Annotated in this window: 23 protein-coding genes; 19 read left to right on the top strand and 4 right to left on the bottom strand. The window is 47.2% G+C overall.

Annotated elements, in window-relative coordinates; all coding sequences use genetic code 11:
- Positions 1-415: 415 nt before the first annotated feature.
- From pheS to zapA, 3 genes are all read left to right on the top strand, one after another.
- Positions 416-1,450 carry a phenylalanine--tRNA ligase subunit alpha gene (pheS, locus tag AC4PM4_RS18600; RefSeq protein WP_024628331.1) on the top strand — a complete coding sequence of 345 codons (1,035 nt, stop codon included), beginning with the start codon at positions 416-418 and terminating at the stop codon, positions 1,448-1,450.
- 72 nt (positions 1,451-1,522) lie between these two features.
- Positions 1,523-3,976 carry a phenylalanine--tRNA ligase subunit beta gene (pheT, locus tag AC4PM4_RS18605; protein WP_491614258.1) on the top strand — a complete coding sequence of 818 codons (2,454 nt, stop codon included), beginning with the start codon at positions 1,523-1,525 and terminating at the stop codon, positions 3,974-3,976.
- A 138-nt stretch (positions 3,977-4,114) separates the two neighbouring features.
- Positions 4,115-6,835, top strand: a complete 2,721-nt coding sequence (gene zapA, locus AC4PM4_RS18610; protein WP_491614259.1) for a cell division protein ZapA — start codon at positions 4,115-4,117, stop codon at positions 6,833-6,835.
- 104 nt (positions 6,836-6,939) lie between these two features.
- Here zapA and AC4PM4_RS18615 read toward each other — a convergent pair whose 3' ends face one another.
- Both AC4PM4_RS18615 and AC4PM4_RS18620 read right to left on the bottom strand, forming a co-directional pair.
- Positions 6,940-7,323: a cupredoxin domain-containing protein gene (locus AC4PM4_RS18615; protein WP_063564210.1), complete on the bottom strand. Its 384-nt coding sequence runs from the start codon at positions 7,321-7,323 to the stop codon at positions 6,940-6,942.
- A gap of 216 nt (positions 7,324-7,539) precedes the next feature.
- On the bottom strand, positions 7,540-7,905 hold the full coding sequence (locus AC4PM4_RS18620; protein ID WP_053780442.1) for a phage holin family protein: 366 nt from the start codon (positions 7,903-7,905) through the stop codon (positions 7,540-7,542).
- Between the two features lie 187 nt (positions 7,906-8,092).
- On the opposite strand from AC4PM4_RS18620, the gene AC4PM4_RS18625 reads away from it, so the two are divergent.
- The 4 genes from AC4PM4_RS18625 to AC4PM4_RS18640 all read left to right on the top strand — a co-directional run bounded on the left by AC4PM4_RS18625 (position 8,093) and on the right by AC4PM4_RS18640 (position 12,984).
- Positions 8,093-10,462, top strand: coding sequence for an endonuclease MutS2 (locus AC4PM4_RS18625; protein WP_491614260.1), 2,370 nt, complete (start codon positions 8,093-8,095; stop codon positions 10,460-10,462).
- 72 nt (positions 10,463-10,534) lie between these two features.
- Complete coding sequence (locus AC4PM4_RS18630; protein WP_162842430.1) at positions 10,535-10,954, top strand: DUF350 domain-containing protein; 420 nt, start codon at positions 10,535-10,537, stop codon at positions 10,952-10,954.
- Positions 10,955-11,074: 120 nt separating this feature from the next.
- The gene (locus AC4PM4_RS18635) at positions 11,075-11,641 is read left to right on the top strand and encodes a hypothetical protein (RefSeq protein WP_063564212.1); all 567 of its coding nucleotides are present in this window, start codon (positions 11,075-11,077) and stop codon (positions 11,639-11,641) included.
- A gap of 128 nt (positions 11,642-11,769) precedes the next feature.
- Positions 11,770-12,984, top strand: a complete 1,215-nt coding sequence (locus AC4PM4_RS18640; protein WP_072734041.1) for an MFS transporter — start codon at positions 11,770-11,772, stop codon at positions 12,982-12,984.
- Positions 12,985-13,045: 61 nt separating this feature from the next.
- Here AC4PM4_RS18640 and AC4PM4_RS18645 read toward each other — a convergent pair whose 3' ends face one another.
- Positions 13,046-14,266 (bottom strand): NAD(P)/FAD-dependent oxidoreductase, encoded by a 1,221-nt coding sequence (locus tag AC4PM4_RS18645; protein WP_090808658.1) that lies wholly within the window; start codon positions 14,264-14,266, stop codon positions 13,046-13,048.
- Positions 14,267-14,362: 96 nt separating this feature from the next.
- Here AC4PM4_RS18645 and AC4PM4_RS18650 point away from each other — a divergent pair, with 96 nt between their 5' ends.
- The 7 genes from AC4PM4_RS18650 to AC4PM4_RS18680 all read left to right on the top strand — a co-directional run bounded on the left by AC4PM4_RS18650 (position 14,363) and on the right by AC4PM4_RS18680 (position 18,608).
- Positions 14,363-14,596 carry a hypothetical protein gene (locus AC4PM4_RS18650; RefSeq protein ID WP_063564215.1) on the top strand — a complete coding sequence of 78 codons (234 nt, stop codon included), beginning with the start codon at positions 14,363-14,365 and terminating at the stop codon, positions 14,594-14,596.
- A gap of 35 nt (positions 14,597-14,631) precedes the next feature.
- A complete protein-coding gene (locus tag AC4PM4_RS18655; protein WP_063564216.1) occupies positions 14,632-15,027 on the top strand; it encodes a spore coat protein in 396 nt (131 codons plus the stop codon).
- Between the two features lie 158 nt (positions 15,028-15,185).
- Positions 15,186-15,686, top strand: a complete 501-nt coding sequence (locus tag AC4PM4_RS18660; protein WP_024628343.1) for an Lrp/AsnC family transcriptional regulator — start codon at positions 15,186-15,188, stop codon at positions 15,684-15,686.
- A 13-nt stretch (positions 15,687-15,699) separates the two neighbouring features.
- Positions 15,700-16,908 (top strand): aminotransferase class I/II-fold pyridoxal phosphate-dependent enzyme, encoded by a 1,209-nt coding sequence (locus tag AC4PM4_RS18665; RefSeq protein ID WP_063564217.1) that lies wholly within the window; start codon positions 15,700-15,702, stop codon positions 16,906-16,908.
- A 190-nt stretch (positions 16,909-17,098) separates the two neighbouring features.
- Positions 17,099-17,320, top strand: coding sequence for an aspartyl-phosphate phosphatase Spo0E family protein (locus AC4PM4_RS18670; RefSeq protein WP_323374397.1), 222 nt, complete (start codon positions 17,099-17,101; stop codon positions 17,318-17,320).
- Positions 17,321-17,482: 162 nt separating this feature from the next.
- Complete coding sequence (locus tag AC4PM4_RS18675) at positions 17,483-18,034, top strand: type 2 periplasmic-binding domain-containing protein (RefSeq protein ID WP_063564218.1); 552 nt, start codon at positions 17,483-17,485, stop codon at positions 18,032-18,034.
- 37 nt (positions 18,035-18,071) lie between these two features.
- Positions 18,072-18,608, top strand: a complete 537-nt coding sequence (locus tag AC4PM4_RS18680; protein ID WP_491614262.1) for a bifunctional adenosylcobinamide kinase/adenosylcobinamide-phosphate guanylyltransferase — start codon at positions 18,072-18,074, stop codon at positions 18,606-18,608.
- A 105-nt stretch (positions 18,609-18,713) separates the two neighbouring features.
- Here AC4PM4_RS18680 and AC4PM4_RS18685 read toward each other — a convergent pair whose 3' ends face one another.
- A complete protein-coding gene (locus AC4PM4_RS18685) occupies positions 18,714-19,325 on the bottom strand; it encodes a DedA family protein (RefSeq protein WP_024628348.1) in 612 nt (203 codons plus the stop codon).
- A 227-nt stretch (positions 19,326-19,552) separates the two neighbouring features.
- Between AC4PM4_RS18685 and AC4PM4_RS18690 the strand changes: the two genes are divergently transcribed.
- The 5 genes from AC4PM4_RS18690 (at position 19,553) to AC4PM4_RS18710 (ending at position 24,012) form a co-directional block, all read left to right on the top strand.
- Positions 19,553-20,134 (top strand): cob(I)yrinic acid a,c-diamide adenosyltransferase, encoded by a 582-nt coding sequence (locus AC4PM4_RS18690; RefSeq protein WP_063564220.1) that lies wholly within the window; start codon positions 19,553-19,555, stop codon positions 20,132-20,134.
- The gene (locus tag AC4PM4_RS18695; RefSeq protein ID WP_491614263.1) at positions 20,131-21,114 is read left to right on the top strand and encodes an RluA family pseudouridine synthase; all 984 of its coding nucleotides are present in this window, start codon (positions 20,131-20,133) and stop codon (positions 21,112-21,114) included. The genes AC4PM4_RS18690 and AC4PM4_RS18695 overlap by 4 nt, the downstream gene beginning before the upstream one ends.
- Positions 21,115-21,467: 353 nt before the next feature.
- Positions 21,468-21,833 carry an arsenate reductase family protein gene (locus tag AC4PM4_RS18700; RefSeq protein ID WP_491614264.1) on the top strand — a complete coding sequence of 122 codons (366 nt, stop codon included), beginning with the start codon at positions 21,468-21,470 and terminating at the stop codon, positions 21,831-21,833.
- A 173-nt stretch (positions 21,834-22,006) separates the two neighbouring features.
- Entirely contained in the window at positions 22,007-22,900 is an 894-nt protein-coding gene (locus AC4PM4_RS18705; protein ID WP_072734037.1) for a 5'-3' exonuclease, read from the top strand.
- A 5-nt stretch (positions 22,901-22,905) separates the two neighbouring features.
- A complete protein-coding gene (locus AC4PM4_RS18710; protein WP_491614265.1) occupies positions 22,906-24,012 on the top strand; it encodes a phosphodiester glycosidase family protein in 1,107 nt (368 codons plus the stop codon).
- Positions 24,013-24,030: the final 18 nt, after the last annotated feature.

A 24,030-nucleotide genomic window follows, 5' to 3' on the forward strand; every position in this document is an offset into this window, starting at 1 on the left:
TTGATCATGCGGCTTTACAGCTTGCTATTTCGGGCGATTTTGCATATAATAATGGACGATCATCAGTAAATTTGAAGGTTTATCTGACATGCAAACGTGATGATGGAGACAAGTAAGCAGTGCCTCTGTACAGGGAGGAAGCGCCGTAGATTGAGAGCGTTTCTGTAGAACAAGGCTGCTGAAATTCACTCCGGAGCGGTTCCCTGAACCATATCTTGCGATTCATCGCAGGAGTCAGTAGGGGGTAACGGTTAACGGTCGTTATTCCGTATAGAGTGAGGCAAACATGTTGCAGGCCGGAAGGGCCGGGCAGCACTGAATGTCTAACAAGGGTGGTACCACGGTCTTTTCGTCCCTTCAGGGGAGAGAAGGCCTTTTTTTGTTGCATTAAACCACATAAAGGGGGCATTTACACATGAAAGAACGTTTGGAGGCATTAAAGATCGAAGCGCTGGAGCAACTGTCTGGCGTGAACGATCCACAGACGCTGAGTGATCTGCGTGTAAAGTATTTGGGGAAAAAGGGTGCATTGACCGAGATTTTGCGCGGTATGGGTGCGCTTAGTGCAGAGGAACGTCCGGTGATTGGTCAGGTTGCCAATGATGTTCGCGGGGCGATTGAAGAAGTCATTGACAGCAAGCAGGAGCAGTTCCAGAAGGAAGAGACGGCGAAACGTCTGCAATCCGAAAAAATTGATGTGACCCTGCCAGGACGTCGCGGACGTCAAGGCGGACTGCATCCACTGACCAAAGTGGTACAGGAAATCGAAGATATTTTCATCGGTATGGGATACCGCGTAGCGGAAGGTCCTGAGGTTGAAATGGATTATTACAACTTCGAAGCACTGAACCTGCCGAAGAACCACCCGGCACGTGATATGCAGGATTCTTTCTATGTAACAGAAGATCTGCTGATGCGTACGCATACGTCACCGGTTCAAGTTCGTACGATGCAAAGCATGAAAGGTGAAGTGCCTGTTAAAGTCATCTGTCCGGGTAAAGTATACCGTCGTGACGATGACGATGCGACGCATTCGTTCCAGTTCAATCAGGTTGAAGGTTTGGTTATTAGTGAGAACATTCGCATGAGTGACCTGAAAGGTACCTTGCTGCAATTCGTACGCGAAATGTTCGGTTCACATACCGAAATTCGTCTCCGTCCAAGCTTCTTCCCGTTCACAGAGCCAAGTGCTGAAGTGGATGTGACTTGTGTGCAATGTGGTGGCAGTGGCTGCAGGGTATGTAAACAGACCGGTTGGCTTGAGATTTTGGGCGGCGGTATGGTTCACCCGAAAGTGCTCGAGATGGGCGGTTATGATCCGGAGAAATACAGTGGGTTTGCATTCGGAATGGGCGTAGAGCGTATCGCCATGCTGAAATATGGCATTGATGATATTCGTCATTTCTACAACAGTGATATGGCGTTCCTGAAACAATTCGGACGACTGTAATTACCGAAGTAGCATACAGGGCGAACGCCCTTCATTTGCAACACCAATTCATAGATTAGGAAGTGAACGTCCATGAGAGTATCGACAGATTGGCTGTCTGATTATATCGCGCTGGAAGGCGTGGCACCGCAGGAGTTGGCAGAGAAATTCACCCGTGCGGGGATTGAGATTGATGTAGTGGAGAACCGGAACCAGGGCGTAAACAAAGTGGTTGTTGGTTACGTGAAGAGTAAGGAGAAACACCCTGACGCTGATAAGTTGAATGTATGTGTGATTGATGCCGGACAGGAAGAAGATCTGCAGATCGTGTGTGGTGCGAAAAATGTGGATGCCGGTCAAAAGGTAGTCGTTGCCCTGGTAGGAGCGAAGCTCCCTGGTGGACTCGATATCAAAAAAGCCAAGCTGCGCGGCGTTGTTTCCCTTGGCATGATCTGCTCTGCGAAAGAACTGGGCATGAACGACAAGTTGCTGCCGAAGGACCAACAAGAAGGCATTCTCGTATTGCCGGCACAAACGGAAATTGGCACACCAATCAGCCAAGTGCTTGGTCTTGACGATCATGTTCTTGAACTGGACCTGACACCGAATCGCTCCGACTGTTTGAGCATGCTGGGTGCAGCTTATGAAGTAGGTGCAATTCTTGGTCGTGAAGTGAAACTGCCTGATCCAACTCAAAAGTTGGTGGAAATCGGTGATGCGGCTGCGAATCATATCTCGGTTGAGATTACGGCTGACGAACAATGCAGTCATTATGCAGCCCGCTATGTAACTGGGATCAAGCTGGGAGCTTCCCCGCAGTGGATGCAAAACCGTTTGATGGCCGCTGGCATCCGTCCGATCAATAATATCGTTGACATCACGAACTATGTCATGCTGGAATACGGACAGCCGCTGCATGCTTTTGATGCAGATAAGCTGGAGAAGGGCCATATTGAAGTGCGGATGGCCAAAGAAGGCGAAACGATCGTGACGTTGGATAGCCAGGAGCGCAAGCTGGAGCCGCATATGCTGCTCATTACGGATGGCGTGAAACCGGTAGCCATTGCGGGTGTTATGGGTGGCGAGAATTCCGAGGTAACGGAAACCACAGTGAATCTGTTGCTGGAATCCGCCAAGTTCGACGGCGGAACCGTTCGGAAAACGTCGCGCCAACTGGGGCTGCGTTCCGAAGCAAGCATGCGTTTTGAGAAAGAAGTCGATCCGGCTGCTGTCATTACGGCATTGAACCGTGCGGCTGAATTGATTCAGCGTTATGCGGAAGGCGAAGTTCATCAGGGGATTGTGGAAGCTGGAACAGCCGCTGCGGATAAACATGTTGTGCAGCTGTCGCTGGATAAACTGAATCGCTATCTGGGAACCGAGTTGTCCCTGCTTGAAGTGAAAACCATCTTCGCTCGTTTGCACTTTGCATGTGGTGATGCGCAGCAGGGTCTGCTTGATGTTGAAGTGCCTAGCCGCAGAGGGGATATTACACTTGATGTGGATCTGTTTGAAGAGATTGCCCGTCTGTACGGATACGACAATATTCCAACCACGTTGATCGAAGGACCAACAACACCGGGTGCTTACACGCGTTCACAAGCAATGCGCCGTACCATTCGTGGTTTGTTTGCAGGTAGTGGCTGGCAGGAAATGATCAGCTATTCATTCGTACACCCGGATAAAGTATCCTTGTTCCCTTCTCTAACAGAAGGCAATAAAGCCGTGAAGCTGGCTATGCCAATGAGTGAGGACCGCAGCGTGCTTCGTAAGAGCATCTTGCCGCAAATGCTGGATGCCACGGTGTATAACATGAACCGCAAACATGATTCACTGGCTGTATTCGAAGTAGGTAGTGTGTTCTTCACTGAAGAAGAAAAGCTGACGAAGCAACCGCATGAAATTCCGGTCCTGAGCTTGTTGCTCACTGGAAATCGTGCATCCCAGCAGTGGAATGTGGGAGTAGAGAAAGTGGACTTCTTCGATCTGAAAGGTGCACTTGAGAACCTGTTCGCCTATGTGGGCCTGGAGCAGCGCATTCGCCTGGTAGCAAACAGTCCAGAAGGCTTCCACCCTGGTCGTTCCGCGTCGGTATACCTTGAAGCAAAAGATGGCGGAGAGGGCAAACTGATTGGTACGATGGGTCAATTGCATCCTGAACTGCAACAGCAATATGATTTGAACGATGTATATCTCGCAGAGATCGGGCTTGAAGCTATCTATAGTGAAGCGGATGCGGATATCCGTTATCGTGAGCTTCCACGATTCCCGGCAGTTGAGCGGGATATCGCAGTTGTTGTGAGTAAAGAAATCGAAGCTGGGGATATGCTGCGCTCAATTCGTGAATCTGCTGGGGAACTGTTGCAAACCGTACAGGTATTCGACGTGTTTACAGGCAGCAAGTTGGGTGAAGACAAGAAGAGCGTAGCGATGGCTCTCGTTTATCGCAACCGTGAACGCACATTGACAGATGAGGAAATTACCGAGGTTCATGCTCGTGTTGTTGCTCGTCTGGAGGAGCAATTTGGAGCCGAATTGCGTAAATAGAACATAAGTCAATTTTTTGAACAAAGATTAGCAGGAATTGCTTGAAGTCACATCGAATCCTTAGCATTAGAGGATCGATGTGACTTTTTTTGTTTTACAGCTTAGAATCAACATACAGACTTTAAGGAGGGCACAACTGTGACTATACCTGATCGTACACGCGTCACCGTAGAGATCTACGGGACTTCCTATAAACTGGTTGGCAGCAGTGCCGACTATATGAAACAAGTAGCTAACCTGGTGGATGAGCGAATGAGCGCCATCTCCAAACATAATTCCCGACTGGATACCCCGCGTATTGCAGTTCTGGCAGCTGTACATATGGCTGAGCAGTCTCTTCAGACTCAGGAAATTCGGAATGAGCTGAAAATGCTGACCGGTGAACGTACCGAATTGAGAAATGAACTCAATCGGCTGAATGCCATACAAAATGAACATCAGCAGGAACTGGAACGCCGTGACCAAGAACTCGCTGAAGCAATGAAACTTAAGGCTGAGGTGGAACAGGCCATCGCGAAACTCCAGAAGGATCAGCAGGCAGAAGTAGCCAAGCTGAATACATTACTGGAGCAGGAACGCGCTCAGGCAGCAGGTCGCGAGCAAAAGCTTCAGGCTCAAACGGCGGCGCAACTGAAAGCGGCTGAGGAGAAGGCACAGGCGCGTCTCAAAGAAGCAGAAGAAAAAGCAGCGAATCAACTCAAGAATGCACAGACTCAGGCGGCAGCTCAGCTGAAAGAAGCACAGACACGTTCAGCAAATGAGTTGCAGCAAGCCCAAGCTAAAGCGGCTGCACAATACAAGGAGCTGCAGGATAAGACGGCAGCTCAACTGAAAGAAGCCGAAGCTCGGGCCGTGGCAGAACGTCAAAAAATTGAGGTGCAGGCTGCACAGCAAGTACAAACGGCGAAGGAGCAAGCAGAAGCGGCAATTTTGTCTGAATTGGAACAAGCCGAGTCTCAATTGCAAAAGGTTCAGGAAGAAGCCCAGCTTCAATACCGTGAACTTCAGTCCGAGATGGAGCAGCGTATACAGCAGGCAGAGCAAGCTGCCGTCAATCAAGCTCGAGAACTGACTGAGAAGGCAAAAGAAGAACAAGCCGCACTGCAGCAACAAGCAGAGCAGAAGCGATTGGATGAGATTGAACAGCTGAATGCAACGTTCAAGGAGTCATCCGAACTGGCGGAATTGGAATGGATGGAAAAAGAAGCGGCTTATGAAGAACAGCTTCAGCAAATCCATGAAGCAGCTCAGACTCAGGCGAACGAAGCTGCGGCAACTGCTGAAGCTTTGCTGCAAGAAGAGCAAGGCAAGCTGAAGCAGCAGTTGGAAGAAGAACGTAAACAGGCCAAATCGCGCTTAATCGATGTTGAAGGCCAATTAGCCGAGGTACGCAAGCAGCTCAAGAATGCTCAAGAGGTTGTTGTGGATCAGGAGCAACAGCTCCAACACGAGCGTAATCAAACTGAAACGTTGCGCAGTGAACAAGCCGTATACAAACAGGAGCAAGATGTTCAGCTTCGTCGAATTACGGAATTGGAGCAGCAGCTGGAACAACTAAAAGCGGACAGTGCTCTGCTGACTGAACAACTCCGCAACACAGAAGCTGAGGCCGAACATTTCCGGGAAGCGGAACAGCAATGGAAACAGCAGTATAACGAGACCGTTGAACGTGAATCTTCTCTGACAGCACAACTGCGAAAAGTACAGGATCAGCACGGTCAGCTTGAACAGGAAATCAAAAAACTCCGTGAAGCCGAAGTGAAGTCCGAGGATGAGCAGCGCAGGTTGCAAAAAGTGCTTGAGCAGGCCCATGCGGCAGTACGCACATTGCAACATGAACTTGGTGCACTGACGCAGAGCGAGCAGTCTTGGAAAGAGCAGGCTGAACAACGTCTGATCGAGATCGGCGAATTGGAGACACAGGTACTTGAAGCTGCAGAACAGAATGAAACGTTAGAGTCTGGTGTACAGTCCCTTCATGATGAATTATCCGTTGTTAAAGAAGAAGCTCGTCACGCCAGCGAAGAAGCAGAACGTTATCTTGCGCAAGCTGGTCGTCTGGAGCTACAACATAAAGAGCTTGATGGTGAATTGAATGAAGCTCGTGAAGAACTGAACAAGCTGCAGGAAAATTATAAACAAATCCGTAAGGATTATGGTGATGCACTGCAGCGTGAAGAAGACTATACTCGCAAGCTGAATGAGATGAGCGAAGAAAAGAAAGAAATCGTGCGTGCGCTTGAAGAATCAAGACAGAATGCTAATCAGCTATCTGGGCGTATCGATGAACAAGGTAGCATACTGACTCAGACAGAAGAAGAAGCACTTGAGTGGCAGATTAAGCATGAAGAATTGTCTGCCAAACAAGCAGAGCTCTCCTCTCGCCTGAAAGAGCTGACTGATCGGGAAGTTGAGCTAAGCTCAAGAGTAGCACAAGCAGAACAACAAGCGGAACAACAAGATCAGGTTTGGCAACGTCGTGCAGATGAATGGGCGGCTCAGGAACAGTCCTGGCAAGATCGATGGACTACACTGGAGAATGAATTGAATCTCTGGCAGAAAGAAAGTGCTGCCAGTGTGGAGAAGGTAGAAGAGCTGGAACACGAGCGGCAGCAGCTTGCCCAGCAGCGTGCGGAAGCAATCGAAGAAAAGCAGACGATGGAAAATGAACTGCTGGATATCGGTGAGCGGTATGAACTTGCGGCCAATCAGTTACGTTTGCTGCAGGTTGAACGTGAGATGGAGCAGGAGAAGGCGGAGCAACTGAATACAGATTACCGCCAATTGCGGGATGAATATACGAAATTGCAGACGGAATATAACGAATGGATTGAATTGATTGAGCAGGATCAGACCTAGCTGATGATTATGTCATAACTGGAATCCTGGACAGCGCACTCTTGTACAATTTGTTATAATGAAGAAAGAGCTCCCGTCGCTACGGGGGCTCCTTGTCTTGAACACTATTCTTCAACAATAATTTTGGAGATCATACTGCCGTGACCGCTTCCGCAATAGACGGAACAGGACATTTCAAATTCCCCTGCTTTGTCGGGAGTAATCACTTTGGAATTGTTCCTGGTATCCAGCCGAAGGTTCAGCTCAGGCACGAGAACACCATGGTTTCCGTTTGTATTTTCATAAACAATCTTAACCGGGACACCTTTTTTCAAATGGTATTCAGGTTGGTCAAATTCATAGTTGCTTGCTTTGATTACCAGTTCTTCGCTTGCAGTTGCACCCGAGTCGGACTCGCCGTTTGATTCTGCGGATTGTCCAGTTCCACCACATGCAGCAAGGACCAGAATCAACATACAGGCCGCAAGCCATGCCATGCCTTTCTTCATCATATGCCTCCTCAAAAAGCGTGATATGGATAAAATTTGAATGATTTCTCCAGTCATCATACCGCAAATTGACGATGCCTGTACATGCTGCCTATGTCGTATTTTTGAACATAAGCATGCACACGACCTAAAAAAATAAACCTCATCAGGCGTTTAAGCCATCAGAGGTTTAGGGGAAGTGAGCAACAGTCTATGAGGAGTGGGTACCGTTGGAGCCTATGCGTGATCTTTGGATCTTCTTCCGGCATCAAAAGGGGTGGAAACCGGGATGAACAGATCAATGATCCCAATGACCAATGCAGCCAGAACAGCACCAAGCAGACTGACATGTACATGATCTACGACATATTGACCAATCCAGATCACCAGTGCGCTGACGATGAAGCCGACTATACCGCGGCCAAAAGGATTAACCCTTTTACCGAAGATGCCTTCAACAACCCAGCCAAGCAGAGCAATAACCAGAGCAAGCATCAGTGCGCTCCAGAAACCACCGACGGCGAATCCGGGTACGATCCAGCTGACGACCATCAATACAATTGCGGCGATGATAAATCGCACGACATGTCCCAGAAAATTCATGGTGTTATACCTCCTTTATTCAGATCGGATTGAGCATTGTACATCCTGTTCAATGGTGAGGTTGCACAATCCTGACACCTGTAGTTTGCGGCGCTATGTCCCAAGTTATGTGTGGAAGGATTCGTTAAATAGCGCTAGAAAGTTTCTTTCGTTATAATACAGTTATAGTTTGGAAGGAGTTGTACACTTGGACACGAAAATTTTAAAAACATTGGAATATCGCAAAATTTTAAATACATTGCAAAGCTTTGCCCAGACTACGATGGGAAAAAAGAAAGCGGAACAATTGGAGCCGATCAGTGAACTGGAAGAAGTGAAGAGACTGCTCCAGCAAACCGATGAAGCTTTTACGTTTGATCGTCTGAAAGGCTCTCCATCTTTTGGGGGAATTGTGGATATTACTGCTTCGATCAAACGCGCCGAAATAGGGGGCACGTTGAACCCGCATGAGTTACTGGGAATTTCCAACACCACTATGGCAGCACGTCGATTGAAACGTCAGATCGCTGCACTCCACGATGATGAAAAGGTGGAATCGATTTTCTATATCAGTGATCAGTTATCTGAGCAAAAAACGCTTGAAGATGCGATTCGGATCTGTATTGACGACAATGCCGAAGTCTCAGATAGCGCGAGTGTAACACTGGCGCAGATTCGTCGTGAGCTGCGCGGCGGTGAAGCTCGCATCCGTGAGAAACTGGATTCGATGATCCGTTCTTCTACGGTATCCAAAATGCTGCAGGACCAGCTGATTACCATTCGGGGAGACCGTTTCGTGATTCCCGTAAAATCGGAATATCGCTCGTACTTTGGCGGGATTGTACATGATCAATCCGGTTCAGGAGCAACGCTGTTTATTGAGCCAGAATCCATCGTTGCGATGAATAACAAATTGCGCGAGACCCGAATCCGGGAAGAACGCGAAATTGAAGTGATTTTGCAGAAATTAACGGCACTTGTCAGTGAACAGGCAGAGTGGTTATTGGTTGATGTTGACCTGTTGGGATCGCTGGATTTCATATTTGCCAAAGCACGTCTTGCCCGAGAATTGAAAGCCACATTGCCACGCATGAACGATCGCGGATTCATCAAGCTTAAAAAGGGACGCCATCCGCTGATCTCGATTGAAAATGTAGTGCCAACCGACATTGAACTCGGCAACGATTATACATCCATTATCGTAACGGGTCCAAATACGGGTGGTAAGACAGTAACACTCAAAACGATTGGTTTACTGAGCCTCATGGCAATGTCAGGTTTGTTCGTTCCAGCGGAAGATGGCAGCCAGTTATGTGTTTTTGATGCGATTTACGCGGACATTGGTGACGAACAGAGCATTGAACAGAACCTGAGTACATTCTCCAGTCATATGACGAACATCATTCGGATACTGAAGAACATGACAACCAAAAGTCTGGTGTTGCTTGACGAACTTGGGGCAGGTACCGACCCGGCAGAAGGTTCTGCACTGGCGATCTCCATTCTGGAGCATATGCATCAGACCGGATGCCGCATGGTAGCAACAACGCATTACAGTGAGCTGAAAGCTTACGCTTATGAGCGAAAAGGTGTTATTAATGCCAGCATGGAATTCGACGTTAATACACTGAGCCCTACCTACCGACTACTCGTCGGTGTGCCGGGACGGAGTAACGCGTTTGCAATTGCGGAGCGGCTAGGTCTGCCAGGATACATTCTGGATTACGCGCGTGGCGAAGTGAAAGAAGAAGACCAGCGTGTAGAGCATATGATCGCTTCCCTGGAAGAGAACCGGCTTACTGCGGAGCAAGAACGTGAGAGTGCGGAACGTCTGCGCCAGGACATGGAGAAATTGCGCAGCCGTCATCAAGCCGAACTGGAGAAGCTGGAACAGCAGCGTGACCGACGCATTGAAAAAGCGGAAGAAGATGCCCGCAACATTGTGGACAAGGCAAGAGCGGAAGCTGAGAAGATTATAACTGATCTTCGTCAGCTCGCTATGGAAGAAGGCGCATCCGTGAAGGAGCACAAACTTATTGCTGCTCGCAAACAACTGGATGAAGCTGAACCTGAGAAACGCAAGAAGACGGCTAAGCGCACTTCAACGGCAACGAAGTCTCGGGCCATCGGACCGGGCGATGAAGTTCTTGTCTACAGTTTGAATCAAAAAGGTCATGTGGTGGAGATGTCAGGCACCAAGGATGCCATGGTTCAATTGGGGATCATGAAAATGAAAGTATCCCTGAATGACCTGGAATTACAGCAGTCTGCACCAGCAGAAGCCAAACCGAAGCAGAAACCGGTAACCGGCGTGAAACGAACTCGCGATGACCATGTGAAAAGTGAACTGGATTTGCGGGGGACGAATCTGGAAGAAGCCTTGATGGAGACAGATCGTTTTATCGATGAAGCTTTCCTTGCTAATCTGGGTCAGGTGTATATTATTCACGGTAAAGGAACAGGAATTTTGCGTTCCGGTATTCAGGATTACCTGCGTAAGCATAGACATATAAAAAGTTACCGGCTGGGCAATTACGGAGAAGGCGGAAACGGTGTGACCGTCGCAGAATTGGAATAGCCCGACCAGGAATGAAAGAAGTTCTGCCGCCTGAGTGAGTTCAGGCGGCAGAATGGGGAAGGGGAACGATGAGTGAAAGGGACGATTGACGAATTGCTGTCTCATCCCTTGGGGATGGTGCTCGGATTTTTCTCCGTAGCGATTATGGAGCTGCTTGTATTTCTTGCTTGCTTTGAACTGGTGACCAAGTACAAATGCTGGCATGAAATCAAGAAGGGCAATGTGGCGGTTGCGATGGCTACAGGAGGCAAGATCTTTGGAATCTGCAACGTGCTTCATTTCTGCATTCAGGCCAAATCATCGGTGTATGAAGCTATGACGTGGTCATTTGTAGGATTTGTCCTTCTGCTCATTGCCTATTTTCTATTCGAGTTTCTGACACCGGTGTTCTCCATTGACAAGGAGATTGAAGCGGATAACCGGGCCGTTGGATTGATATCCATGATTATTTCCGTCTCGTTGTCATTTGTTATTGGCGCGAGCATCATGTAGGGGGACCGTTCATGAAGATATTGATACGGATTCTGTTTGCTGCATCGATTGTATTTTTTGCCATAGGCATCATATATGTGTTAAACACATGATTATCTGAAAGAGAAAGGTTGATTTAATATGGAACCAACAGTATGTCCATGGTGCCACACCGAAATTGTATGGGATGAGGAGCTAGGTCCAGAAGAAGAATGCCCTTACTGTCATAATGAATTAAAGGGATATCGTACTCTAAACATCAATATCGGTGATGAAGAGAACAATGAAGCCGAGGAAGACATCTATGATATGGATGATGTTGAGGACGATGAACAAACTACGGATCTCGCCAATTTGTGGGGAGATGAAGTAGAGCTGAAATTGCCGGAGCTTCGTACATTGACGAAATATGCGGATGAGGGCAATGATCTGATTCAATACGAAGAAGGCGTGGAGAAGCAGCTTGATTTGCAAGAAGAGGTTCCGGAATGCCCACACTGCCGTGAATTCATGATCCTCACGGGTACACAGAAGGCAACCAAGGATACGTTCAATCCTGTTGCCAATGCTGTCTCTGGTACGGATTCGTTGCTGGATGCGCCGTTCTCTGTACAAATGTATGTATGCTCAGGTTGCTTCCAGGTTCAATATAACCTGTCCGAAGATGACCGTCTGCGTCTGATCCAGAATTTGAGTGCACGGAAATAAGAGAGTAAGACGTTTCTGAAAATATAATAATCGGAGAAGTTCATCATGTTTTCCTTCTGCTTGGGGTACGTTAACCCTTAGACCTTGCCTGTGAAGTGCTGACTTCAGGTGGAATAAGGAGGGAGCAGATGAAGATTTCTCTGGGCCGACAATCCATTCTGCTACTAGGCGTGAATGGATTGTTTGTGTTAGCCGGAGCTTTGTCGGGAACGTTTCTGAATGTGTATCTGTGGAAAAGTCGTCCCGACTACGCCATGCTGGGATGGTTTACGATCAGCCAGCAAATTGCACTTGGACTCACGTTTTGGCTTGCGGGAAAGTGGGTCAAGGAACATAACAAAATGAGTGCGTTGCGATTAGGAACGGCCTTGTCAGGTATTTTTTACATGCTTGTTTTATGGGCGGGACCAAAAGCGGTTGACTGGATATGGCCTCTGGGGATTTTGTTTGGATGTGCACTTGGATTGTTCTGGATTGCGTTCAATGTGGTTTATTTTGAGGTGACTGACCGGGAGAATAGGGACCTGTTCAATGGCTGGGTGGGTCTGCTGGGTTCCATGACAGGCATCATCGGTCCGTGGTTCTCAGGTCTTATTATTTCACGAATGGTTGATAATTCGGGTTATCGCCTTATTTTTACGGTGTCATTGGTCATATATGTGATTGCCGTTGTGTTCAGTTTTTTTCTGAAAAAAAGGGAGGTCAGCGGCACATACCGCTGGTCTGAACCGTGGCGACAGTTGTCTGCCAAGGATAGCGCATGGAGACCGCTTGGCATGGGACTGTTTGCACAAGGCGTGCGGGAAGGCGTATTTGCCTTTCTGATTGCATTGCTTGTCTATGTGGCAACTAAGCAGGAATATAAACTAGGGCAGTTCTCGCTAATTACTTCAGCCGTAGCACTGGTGAGTTACTGGGCCGCAGGAAAATGGTTTAAGCCGCAATACAGGTCCAGAGGGATGTTAGCCGGTGCGATACTGTTATTCATCGTGTTAATTCCGCTATTATGGAAGGTCAGCTATGGTACGCTTTTAATTATGGGAATTGGATCTGCCTTGTCGATGCCGTTGTATATTTTGCCAATGATTTCGGCAGGATTCGACCTGATGGGAGCGAGCGGCGAAAATGTAGAGAAAAGGGTTGAACTTGTCGTATTAAGGGAGCTTTGTTTGATGGTCGGTCGTTTATTTGGCCTTGCTGTATTTATTCTGACGGTCATGAATGGCCCTTCTTTACAAACATTAACCTGGCTTATTGTGGCGCTTGGGGCTTTCCCGCTTATTGGCTGGATATTCATGCGCAACTTGTTAGTACATCCGGATCAGCAAGAACCCTCAGCATAGGGAAAAGGGTACAGTCCAGGGAATAATCCTGAGCTGTACCCTTATTTATTTGAGGCGTTGCTTACACAGGAGAAGGTTTACTCGTTCTCGTTAATGAGAAAAGTTCCATATCGCCATTCTCAACTCCTGTAACAGCATCGGCCAAAATAGAAGCAGCGAACATGCTGTACACTGTACCGTTACCGCCATAACCCTCAAGAAAATAAGAATGCGGGTATTCAGGATGTGGGCCGATAAACGGAAGTCCGTCATTCGTATTGCCAAATACGGCACCCCAGGCATAATCAACTTCAAGACCCTCCAGTGGGAAATAAGAGCGAACTTCTTCCAGGAGTGTATCTCCCCGGTGTCTTGCCCGAATCTCACGCTGATCTTCCCTCGGTGTCTCTTCATCCAGACCGCCAGCAATGATCCGTCCGTCTGGTGTGGTTCTCATATACAGGTAAGGGCGTGCCGTCTCCCAGATCAGACTGTGCTCATACCATTCCTTAAGGTCAGGCAACGGTTTAGTAGCGATAGCATAGGTGGTTTGTAGGTAGGCTCCTTGATCCTTTTTGATGGCCTGCGTCTCATAACCGGCAGCAAAAATAACCTTGCTGGCGCGGATTTTCCCACCTGAAGTATGACACAGCACACCATCATCATCGAATTCACAATGAATCATCTCAGTCTGTCCATAGATTCGTGCTCCTCGTTTGCTTGCCGATTCAAACAAGGCATGAACAAAACGATACGGGTTCACTTCAGCATCCCCCAACGTATATAATGCGGCAGGTTTGCTGAAGGGGAAATGGGTGCTGATTTTGTCGGAATTCCACAGTTCAGCTTCAAAGCCATAATGCTTCAACGTTTGATATTCTTCCTCCAGCATGGCTACATCATCAATGCTGCTGGCAAAACAGAGACTGGTCCGTGGAATAAACCAGGGATCGGTATCCAGCCTGTCCGCAATTTGTGTGAGTTTCTGCATGGCTTCACGACATAGTTCATAGAAGCGCACGCCTGTCTTTTCACCAAAGGTATTGATACAGGAGGTCAGTGTTTTGTCGTTTGTGTACTGCAAAAGTCCTGTATTGGCTGAACTACTGCCATGCGCAATCTTTCTCTTATCAATAACAACCGTATTAACTCCACGCTCCGTAAGCAATTCGGAAGTCAGTGCCCCCCCCATACCACCACCTATGATCAAGCAGTCACAGGAGATGTCGGTTTGTAGCGAGGGATAGTTAGAATTTGGGTTGAAAGTGGAAGGCCAGAACGGTGTACCATAGACCAGATCCATTAGAAACATCTCCTTCATGATTACGTTTGTATACTTTTGAGTGACCGGGTTAACAATAATTGCGCATAAACTTTATGCCGAGGAGGTCAACGAAACATGCAGAATCAATCCATGCAAGCGCTGAGTCCGAAAGAATTGAATTATATTGCGGATTCAATAACCAATGAAGAACTGCTGATCAAGCAGTGCGCGGCTACAGCTTCTATCTCACATAATCCGCAAATTCAGCAGGCACTGAATCACTATGTTCGTTCCCATGAACAGCATCTGAACACACTCGTTAATGCTTTGCAACAACATCAATCTATTGCTCCAACACAAGCACAGTAATAGAAGCCGAATCTAACCGTATAGGAGGAAATCGTGTGTATTCTCAATCTTTATCATCTAGTGGATCTTTTATGCAGGAACAGGATTTGTTGAAGTCGATTCTTGCGGATTTAAGACGAACCGCGCGCGAATATACGACAGCAACAACCGAAGCTTCCTGTCCCATTACACGTCGGATGTTCACAGATTTGACCAATGATACACTCCGTTTGCAAGGTGAGCTGTTTAATGTGATGCAGCAGAACAACATGTATTCGGTAGGCTCGAAGGCATTGCGCCAGGATGTGGACAAGCAGATTCAATCGGCCCACCAGACCCAACAGAAATGCCAGCAGTTCATTCAGGAAAAGAATACGCAGGCCAGTGCTTACAACCAGGCGCCTAATGTACCCCAGCATCAACCGAATTACGGTAACCCTTATTACATGTAACCTTTGTAATTATGGTTTGAAGCAGGTACTGTTACAGACCATACCACCGCTTGCCCGAATTCAGGGCGGGCGGTTTTTGTCTTTGCATGATCGTTGAATTCATGTAATATAAGTATTAATTCATTTTCAGGAAGCTGGATGACGCTGGAGGGAAAGACATGAAGGATCTGAACGATCTGCAATTAAAAGTTCTGGATTTGTTGAAGGAAGACGCGAGAAGGACTCCCGCACTGCTGTCGACGCTGCTGGGGGAGTCGGAAGATAAGATCAAGAACGCCGTGGCCCAGCTTGAACAGGACCACGTGATTGTGAAATACGCAACCGTTGTGAACTGGAGCAAGATTGATGATGAGAAAGTAACGGCCTTGATTGAAGTACAGATTACGCCTGAGCGTGGTCGTGGCTTCGAAGGGATCGCTGAACGCATTTATCTGTATCCGCAAGTGAAATCGGTATATCTCATGTCAGGTGCATATGATCTGCTCGTAGAAGTAGAAGGTGGCAACCTGCGTGAAGTCGCTAATTTTGTATCGGAGAAATTGTCTCCGATTGACTCTGTACTTTCAACCAAAACGAATTTTATTCTTAAAAAATATAAGCAGGACGGGATTATTTTTGAAGACCATCAGGAAGACAACCGTCTCATGATCTCGCCGTAAAGGAAGATGCGTCATGATAGTGAATGAACAGACAACAGGAAACAACAAGAAAATGACTTCGTATTTGGCACCTTTGGTTCAACAGATACCGCCATCCGGCATACGCAAATTTTTTGATCTGGTTGGCGATAACAAGGATATCATCACACTGGGTGTAGGTGAACCGGACTTTGTAACACCGTGGCATATGCGTGAAGCTTGTGTATATTCACTCGAAAGAGGCATGACCAGTTACACTTCCAATGCGGGTATGCCGAAACTGAGGGAAGCCATCAGCGAGTATCTGGATACTCAATTTGATACCAAGTATGATCCAAAGGACGAAATTATCGTTACCGTTGGTGGCAGTGAAGCCATTGATCTGGCATTGCGTGCATTGATTGTACCCGGAGACGAAATTCTGATTCCAGAACCTTCGTATGTGGCATATTCTCCAATCGCTTCGATTGGTGGAGGTATACCGGTTGGTGTAGAAACGTATGCGAAGGATCAGTTTAAACTGACTGCCGAGGCGCTGGAAGCGGGAATTACGCCGAAGTCGAAGGTTCTTATCCTCTGTTATCCGAGCAATCCGACAGGTGCCATCATGACCTATGAAGAATGGTTGCCTATTGCTGAAGTGATTAAAAAGCATGATCTGATCGTCATTGCGGATGAGATTTATGCTGAGCTGACGTATACGCAAAAACATGTTAGTTTCGCTACGATTCCGGATATGAAGGAACGTACCATTTTGGTTAGTGGGTTTTCCAAGGCTTTTGCGATGACCGGCTGGCGAATTGGGTATATGTGCGGACATCCTGAACTGATTGCAGCCATGCTCAAAATTCATCAGTACACGGTGATGTGTGCACCTGCTATGGGACAGGTGGCCGCGCTTGAGGCATTGACGAACGGTTTGGGTGAGAAGGATAGAATGGTTGAATCCTATAATCAGCGCAGACGCCTTATCGTGCAGGGTTTTAGAGATATTGGACTGGACTGCCATGAACCCCAGGGAGCATTTTATGCATTTCCTAGTATCCAGAAGACGGGGCTGAGTTCGGATCTTTTTGCTGAGCGTTTGCTAACGGAAAATAAAGTGGCGGCTGTTCCTGGTAATGTATTTGGTCCACAAGGTGAAGGATTTCTTCGTTGTTCCTATGCAACATCTGTGACCCAATTGAATGAAGCCTTGGAACGAATCGGAAACTTTGTTTACAAACTGCAAAAAGAGGGTTAATAGGGATTAGAAGCTTCTGATCGACATAAACTTTCTTCAAACTAGAAAAAAATAACTTTCTTTTACAAAATATTGTGATATAATTTCAATTTGAAATAAGTTTTTCTTGTATTTGGAAACTAATTTTTCCAAGGAGGGGTTGGCTTTGTTTTGTGTTGAATATGATTTACCGACTAATCGTGGGCATTATTTGGCAGAAGGCGATCATGGCGACCGATGGTCGGTGAAACCGGATCACGCATCTTTGCATAACGTTTCCTTGGAAGATGAGATCCATATGCTACGCCGCAAGATGGAACAGATATTCCTTGAAGAGAAATCATTCACATCCGATATTGTAATTGAAATTAGCAGTTTGCTAGATTTGAAGATTAATGAATACATGAAGGCTAATCCGATTAAAGGAAAGTAATTTTTCGTTGTATCGAAACGTTACGCATATTCGATTGGAAGAAGACCCGGAAAGGGTCTTTTTTTTTGATCTATGAACAGATTGCTTTGGATAGGTAGGGTTATTTTTTTGCGTGGAACAATTGTGATATATTGTACATAGGAGACTAAAGGGGGAACTGGAATGAAGAGATTTTGGGGGCTTACCGCAATCATTTCTATGATTTTTCTGCTTGCTGGCTGTGGCGGTAAGGACGGTTTTACAATTTTTATCATTGATAACCAAGGAAATCCATCCGTGATCTCGGAGCAGTTGCAAGCTAATTTGCAGCAGAAGCTGGGCGAGGAGCCCAAGGTGGAGGTTATCACCAGTGCGATGTATGATGTGCAGAAAATTATGGTAGAGTACGCGGCCGGTGGTCATGATATTTTCATTTTGCCTGAGGCTGATATGAAGCAGTACGGAAGTAACGGCTCCAATATTCCGCTGGATGATACATTTGATGCGGAGAAGTATAAGCGCGGTGTATTTGAAGGCGGGGTCCTGGTTGAAAAGGGTGAAGGAGATGACGGTTCAGATATCAAGACAGAATCACATCTCTATGGCATTCCCTTGGAAGACATGCAAATGTTCAAAGATGTAGATTATGCTGCGCAAAATCTGTTTGCTACCATTCCGGTGTCGGCGTCTAATGTCGAAGAGTCCAAGAAAGTGCTGAAGGCGCTGACAGAGTAAATGCAATCTAGTATGGCTACTGAAGGAGGGGAGCGGATTGCTAATTACGGTCACAGGCGGCATAGGCAGTGGTAAAACCCGATTTGCGCTTGGATACGCAGCCCGGATTAGCCGGGAGGGCATCTATTTATCCACTGGTGATCATGATCCCGTGATTCCCGAATTGCCATCCGCTCATTATCGTGCCATCCAGGCTGGGAACGGCCAGCACCTGACGGAGGTGCTTCACCAGATTAATCGAGAATCCAATCTCTTCCTGGCAGATCAGCGGATTGTCATTGTGGATAGTCTGACCGCATGGATGTCAGCCGGGTTCAGGGCAAGTGATGATCTGGATCAGCAGCGTTCAGAGACACAGCTGTTGCTGAACGCCCTTCTGTCTTACCAGGGAAAGCTGCTCGTGATTACCAATGAAATGCACGGTTCTTTATATCCTTCAGAGGAAGAACGAATTTTTGCAGCAAGAATGGCGTCAGTTAACCGGGCGTTGCAGGCGCATTCGGAACAGATGTATCTGTTGATATCTGGCTTGCCTGTTGATCTCAAAGATCGAGGGCTGCGATATGAAGATTAGTATTTCATAGTGTTAAACGATGGACGAGCCTAAAGAAGCCTCCGTTACCACAAATGGTGGTGCGGAGGCTTTATTTTATGACAAAAGCTATGCGTGTAAATTTCTTTATTTCCGAGTTTTATTGCGTCTGATCCACCAGATTATACAGCCAACAACAATAATCGCCAGAAGTACATATACGACCAGGGAGTACACGTCCATAAAGTGCAGAATACTCTCCCATGAAGCACCGAGAGCCGCACCAACCGAGACGAGAATAATATTCCAGGCCAGTGTTCCAATGGTTGTGAAGAGTAGGAATAAACCAAATTTCATGTTGGACATGCCGGCAGGAATTGAGATCAGGCTTCGAACAAGGGGAACCATGCGACAGAATAGTACGGTCCACATTCCATATTTGTCAAACCATGCATCGACACGGTGGATATCTTCTTTTTTGATCCGCAGAATATGACCCCAACGTTCTACAATCTTCTCCAGCCGATTGACATCAATCAGCAGTCCGATCCCATAGAGAATGACAGCCCCAAGCACAGAACCAATGGTAGCAGCAATAATAACACCGGGAAGGGTCAGGCTGGTGTAGGTGGTCATGAAGCCGCCAAAAGGTAATATGATTTCGGAGGGGATGGGGGGAAATACGTTTTCAAGCGCAATAATGAGTGCAATGCCTATGTAGCCGTATTGTTCCATGAAATCGGTTATCCAGTTTTGCATAATCGTCTCCTCTACTTTTGGTTTGCAAGGATTTGGCGTATACTCGGCAGAGTACACCAACTCATATATACGTGTGAAGGATCTCACTGGTTTCTGAAAATAATAGCATTCCCGTATTCATAGCAGGTCAAGTATACTGATTAAGTTAAACTCTAGAAGGGCAATGCATTTATATTTAACCCCAGCGTTCTACCATGCGAATGATATTAACAATAGGAGGGATTACAATGGGCATATATACACGAACAGGTGACGAGGGGCAGACCTCAGTCATTGGTGGACGGGTCATCAAGGACGATGACCGGGTTGAAGCTTACGGGACAATTGATGAGCTGAATTGTTTTGTTGGGCAGGCCATCAGTTTTATTGATCAAGCAAATGGGGAATTTGAGGATTTGCGTGAACACTTGCTCGAAATTCAGCAAGAATTGTTTGATTGCGGGTCCGATCTCGCCTTTGTAAAAATTAGCGAAACCAAATATAAAGTACGGGATGAGATGGTCACCCGGCTTGAGCAATGGATTGATCTGTATGATGCGGAAAATCCGAAGGTGGAACGGTTTATTTTGCCAGGGGGCAGTTTGCTCTCTTCCACATTACATGTCTGCCGTACAGTATGTCGTCGCGCTGAACGCCGCGCCGTAACACTCGGACAGCACACGGATATCAACCCTTCTGTACGACGTTATTTGAATCGTCTGTCTGATTATTTCTTCGTTGTAGCTCGGACTGCTAATGCGAGACAACAGGTAGCTGACATTGAGTATGTGCGGAGCAAAAAAGTATTCCGCCGCAAAGACAAAGAATGAGCGATTATTATTCACCACTTATTTACACGGTTCCCGAAAATGAAGATGGCTGGCTGCTGAAAACCGTGCTTCAGCGGCGCCTACAGGTTTCGCGCAAGCTCCTGTCGAGAATCAAACTTACAGAGCAGGGAATTATGTTGAATGGCGAGCGGGTATACATCAGCGTCAAAGTTAGCGCAGGTGACGTCCTGGAAGTCCGAATGGAACAGGAAGAGTCGGATGATATTTTACCTGAGCCGATTCCCTTTACGATACTGTATGAAGATGAGCACTTGCTTATCGTGAACAAAGATACCGGTGTCATCGTACATCCAACACATGGGCATTACACAGGTACTTTGGCAAACGGGGTTGTCCATTATTGGAAGTCCAAAGGCGAGCGATTCCGCTTCAGGCCGATTCATCGACTGGATCAGGAAACATCGGGTGTGCTGGCAATCGCAAAAAATCCATATGTGCACCAGCATGTGTCTGAACAGATGATCGCAGGAACGGTGGATAAACAATATATTGCCTTAGTGCACGGTAGTCCTGCCCAAGAAGAGGGGGCCATCGATGGCCCGATTGATCGTGATCCCGAAGAGCCGCATCGTCGAATCGTTACACCTGACGGGTATGCGGCAAGAACGTTATACACGACCGTTGTCCGATGGGCGGGCGGAAGCGCCAGTGCGGTGAACCTGAAGCTGGAGAGCGGCAGAACCCATCAGATAAGGGTACATATGACATCGATCGGCTGCCCGTTAATTGGGGATCGGATGTACAAGACCCTTCCTGTGCATGAGATCGATGGGCAGACCATGGCTGTTCGGGAGGAACGAGATACTTGGATTGCCCGTCAGGCATTGCACGCATGTGAGCTGGCGTTTGACCATCCCATTTTGCAAAGCCGTATGACTTTCCAAGCCCCGTTGCCCGCTGATATGGCTGCCCTGGAGGCTCGCCTGGATACGGAGGCATCACCTAGAGAAGTATTGTGAAATGCTGTCAAACGGCCTGTGATTTGCTCTGTGTGCGGACTTCAGTGCATGGTGCGTCCGCATATCAACTGGATGTAAGATAACCCATGTGAGGGATGCGATGTATCCGAACAATATGCCGTAGGCTAAGGTCTTGCGATTATAAGCTCTTTGGTTCTAGAGCTCTTAGGTCATAGTGCCTTGATCCTAAAATGATATAACCGAATGTATATTTTTCTCATTCGAAAAGAGGTTTAAAATTACAGTGCGATGGTATCGGTTTGGAGCGACTTTTGGATTTGCAAAGCAAACCAAGGGAAGCGAGAAGTCGAAACCGGAGCACCACCGGAGCACACATAGGAGGACAAGTAACGATGAGTAATCTAAAAGTATATCAATACGCCAAATGTGGCACGTGCCGCAAAGCCGTAAAATGGCTGGAAGCTCAGGGGCATGAGCTGGAATTAATCCCTATTTTCTACACACCTCCATCCGAAGCAGAATTAACGGAGTTGATTCAGAAGAGCGGAGTTGAAGTGAAGAAGTTCTTTAATACGAGTGGAGAAGTGTACAAGGAGCAGCAATTGAAGGACAAGCTGCCAGGGTTGTCCACAGAAGAGCAGATTCGTTTGCTGGCTTCCAATGGTCGTCTGATTAAACGTCCAATCGTTACGGATGGTCACAAAGTGACCGTAGGATTCAAAGAAGACACGTATGAGCAGGAATGGAACAACGCGTAATTTATAGATGAATGATTTCATTGATTGTTAAATGAACCAAGGTGAAAAAGGCTCTGAATGTTCAAATTTCAGGGCTTTTTTGGCTGGTCGATCCTTGGCGGAACTATGCTATAATGATAGAATTAGTTCGATATTTTATTTGCTAGATACAGGACAGGAGAGAACAAATTCAAGTGAATCAACGTAATGAACCTACTTTGTTGCTGGTAGATGGTATGGCGGTGTTGTTCCGTGCATTCTATGCAACATCTGCAAGCGGATATATCAGACGTACAAAGGCAGGCGTGCCAACCAACGCAGTATACGGATTTATCCGTTATTTTTGGGATGCGGTTCAGACCTTTGGGCCAAGTCATGTCGTATGCTGTTGGGATATGGGGGGCAAGACTTTTCGCGGTGAAGAGTATGCAGCGTACAAGGGGAACCGTCCGGAAGCTCCGGATGATCTGATTCCTCAATTTGCTCTGATTCGTGAAGTGATGGATAGTTTGAACATTCCGAATATTGGCGCTCAAGGATATGAGGCTGATGATTGCATCGGTACACTTGCCAAGTACTACACCGAGCAGACGGATATGAACGTGATGGTACTTACGGGTGACCATGATATGCTGCAACTGATTGATGACCGCACAAGCATTATTATTATGAAAAAAGGTCATGGCAATTACATGGTGTATACGCCTGAATCTCTAATGACGGAGAAACAACTGACACCTCGTCAAGTGATTGACATGAAAGGTCTGATGGGCGATGCCAGTGACAATTATCCTGGGGTACGGGGCATTGGGGAGAAGACGGCTTTGAAACTTGTGCAGGAGTTTGGCTCCATAGAAGGCATTTTGGACAATATGGATAAACTTACCCCTTCGGTACGTAACAAGATTGAGAATGATCTCGATATGCTTCATCTGTCTCGTAAACTGGCAGAGATTCACTGTGCTGTTCCGGTAGCTTGTGCACTGGATGTATGTGAATTGCGTCTTGATCCGGATATGGTGATGGACAAGTTCGAACAACTTGAGATGAAGAGCCTGGGCTCTTGGATGGGAGTGGCAATAGGGTGAGTAGTATGCAGACAAAAAGGACGGGCAAAAAGTGGTGGACAGGGGCTATGGCCCTCGTCCTTGCTTTGCCGGTAATCCTTTCAGGAGCGGTGAGTGCTCCACAGACAGCGGATGCCAAAGCAGCAATTAGCTCCAAGGTACAGAAAGTAAAAGCAGCAGGACGCAGTTTTACCGTGCAGACGGTTAGTATTCCCAAGGGTACACCAGTTACCGTAGGATTGGCGAAGAAGCAGGTCGGTCAGACCGCAACATTACCTTCGATTGTTAAGGCATATGGCGCACAAGCGTCCATTAACGGAGCATTTTTTGAAGCTTATAACGGAGCTCCAGATCCATACGGCATGTTAATAGCAAATGGCAAGGTTATACATATTGGAAGATACGGAACAACGATTGGGTTTAAGGAAGATGGTTCAGCCATCATGGATTCGCTTCAAGTCAGTCTGACAGGTAAAGTAACAGATACAGAAGGAAAGTCACGTAGTTGGTATGCGACCTTCATTAACCGAACACCTTCCGCGAATGCGAGTATTACGATGTTATACACGCCAGAGCGGGGATCTACAGTCGGGTTCAAAGGAGGTACGGCGGTTGTGATGGAGAAAGGGATTGTCACCAAGAAAGTACCGAATACCGATGTAGCCATTCCGAAGAATGGCTCGGTGCTGGTCTTCACGGGGAATCAGAAATCTTCGTCGGACCGCTTCACTGTTGGATCAACTGTAGAGATGAATTATAAATACACCAATGCAGCAGGCAAAGAGATCCCTTGGCAAGATGTAGTCACCGCTGTGGGTGCAGGTCCGCGTCTGGTGAAAGACGGCAAAGTTGCCGTAAATCCAACGAGTGAGGGCTTCAAGGATACCAAAATTCTCAATGCCTCCGGCGCAAGAAGCGGTATAGCCATTATGGCCGACGGTTCGGTTATGTTGGCTACCGTGTCAGGAGCGACGATTAAGGAATGGGCTGCTGTCATGCAGAAGCTTGGTGCCAAGCAGGCAATGAACCTGGATGGTGGTGCATCTTCTGGCATGTATGCTGGCGGCAAAATGCTTACTTCCCCGGGCCGCTTGTTAAGTAATACACTTGTTTTTGGTGTCTCTGTTCGTTAAAAGAAAGCTAATATGGGA

It is taken from the genome of Paenibacillus sp. MDV22-iso6 (genome assembly GCF_058408365.1).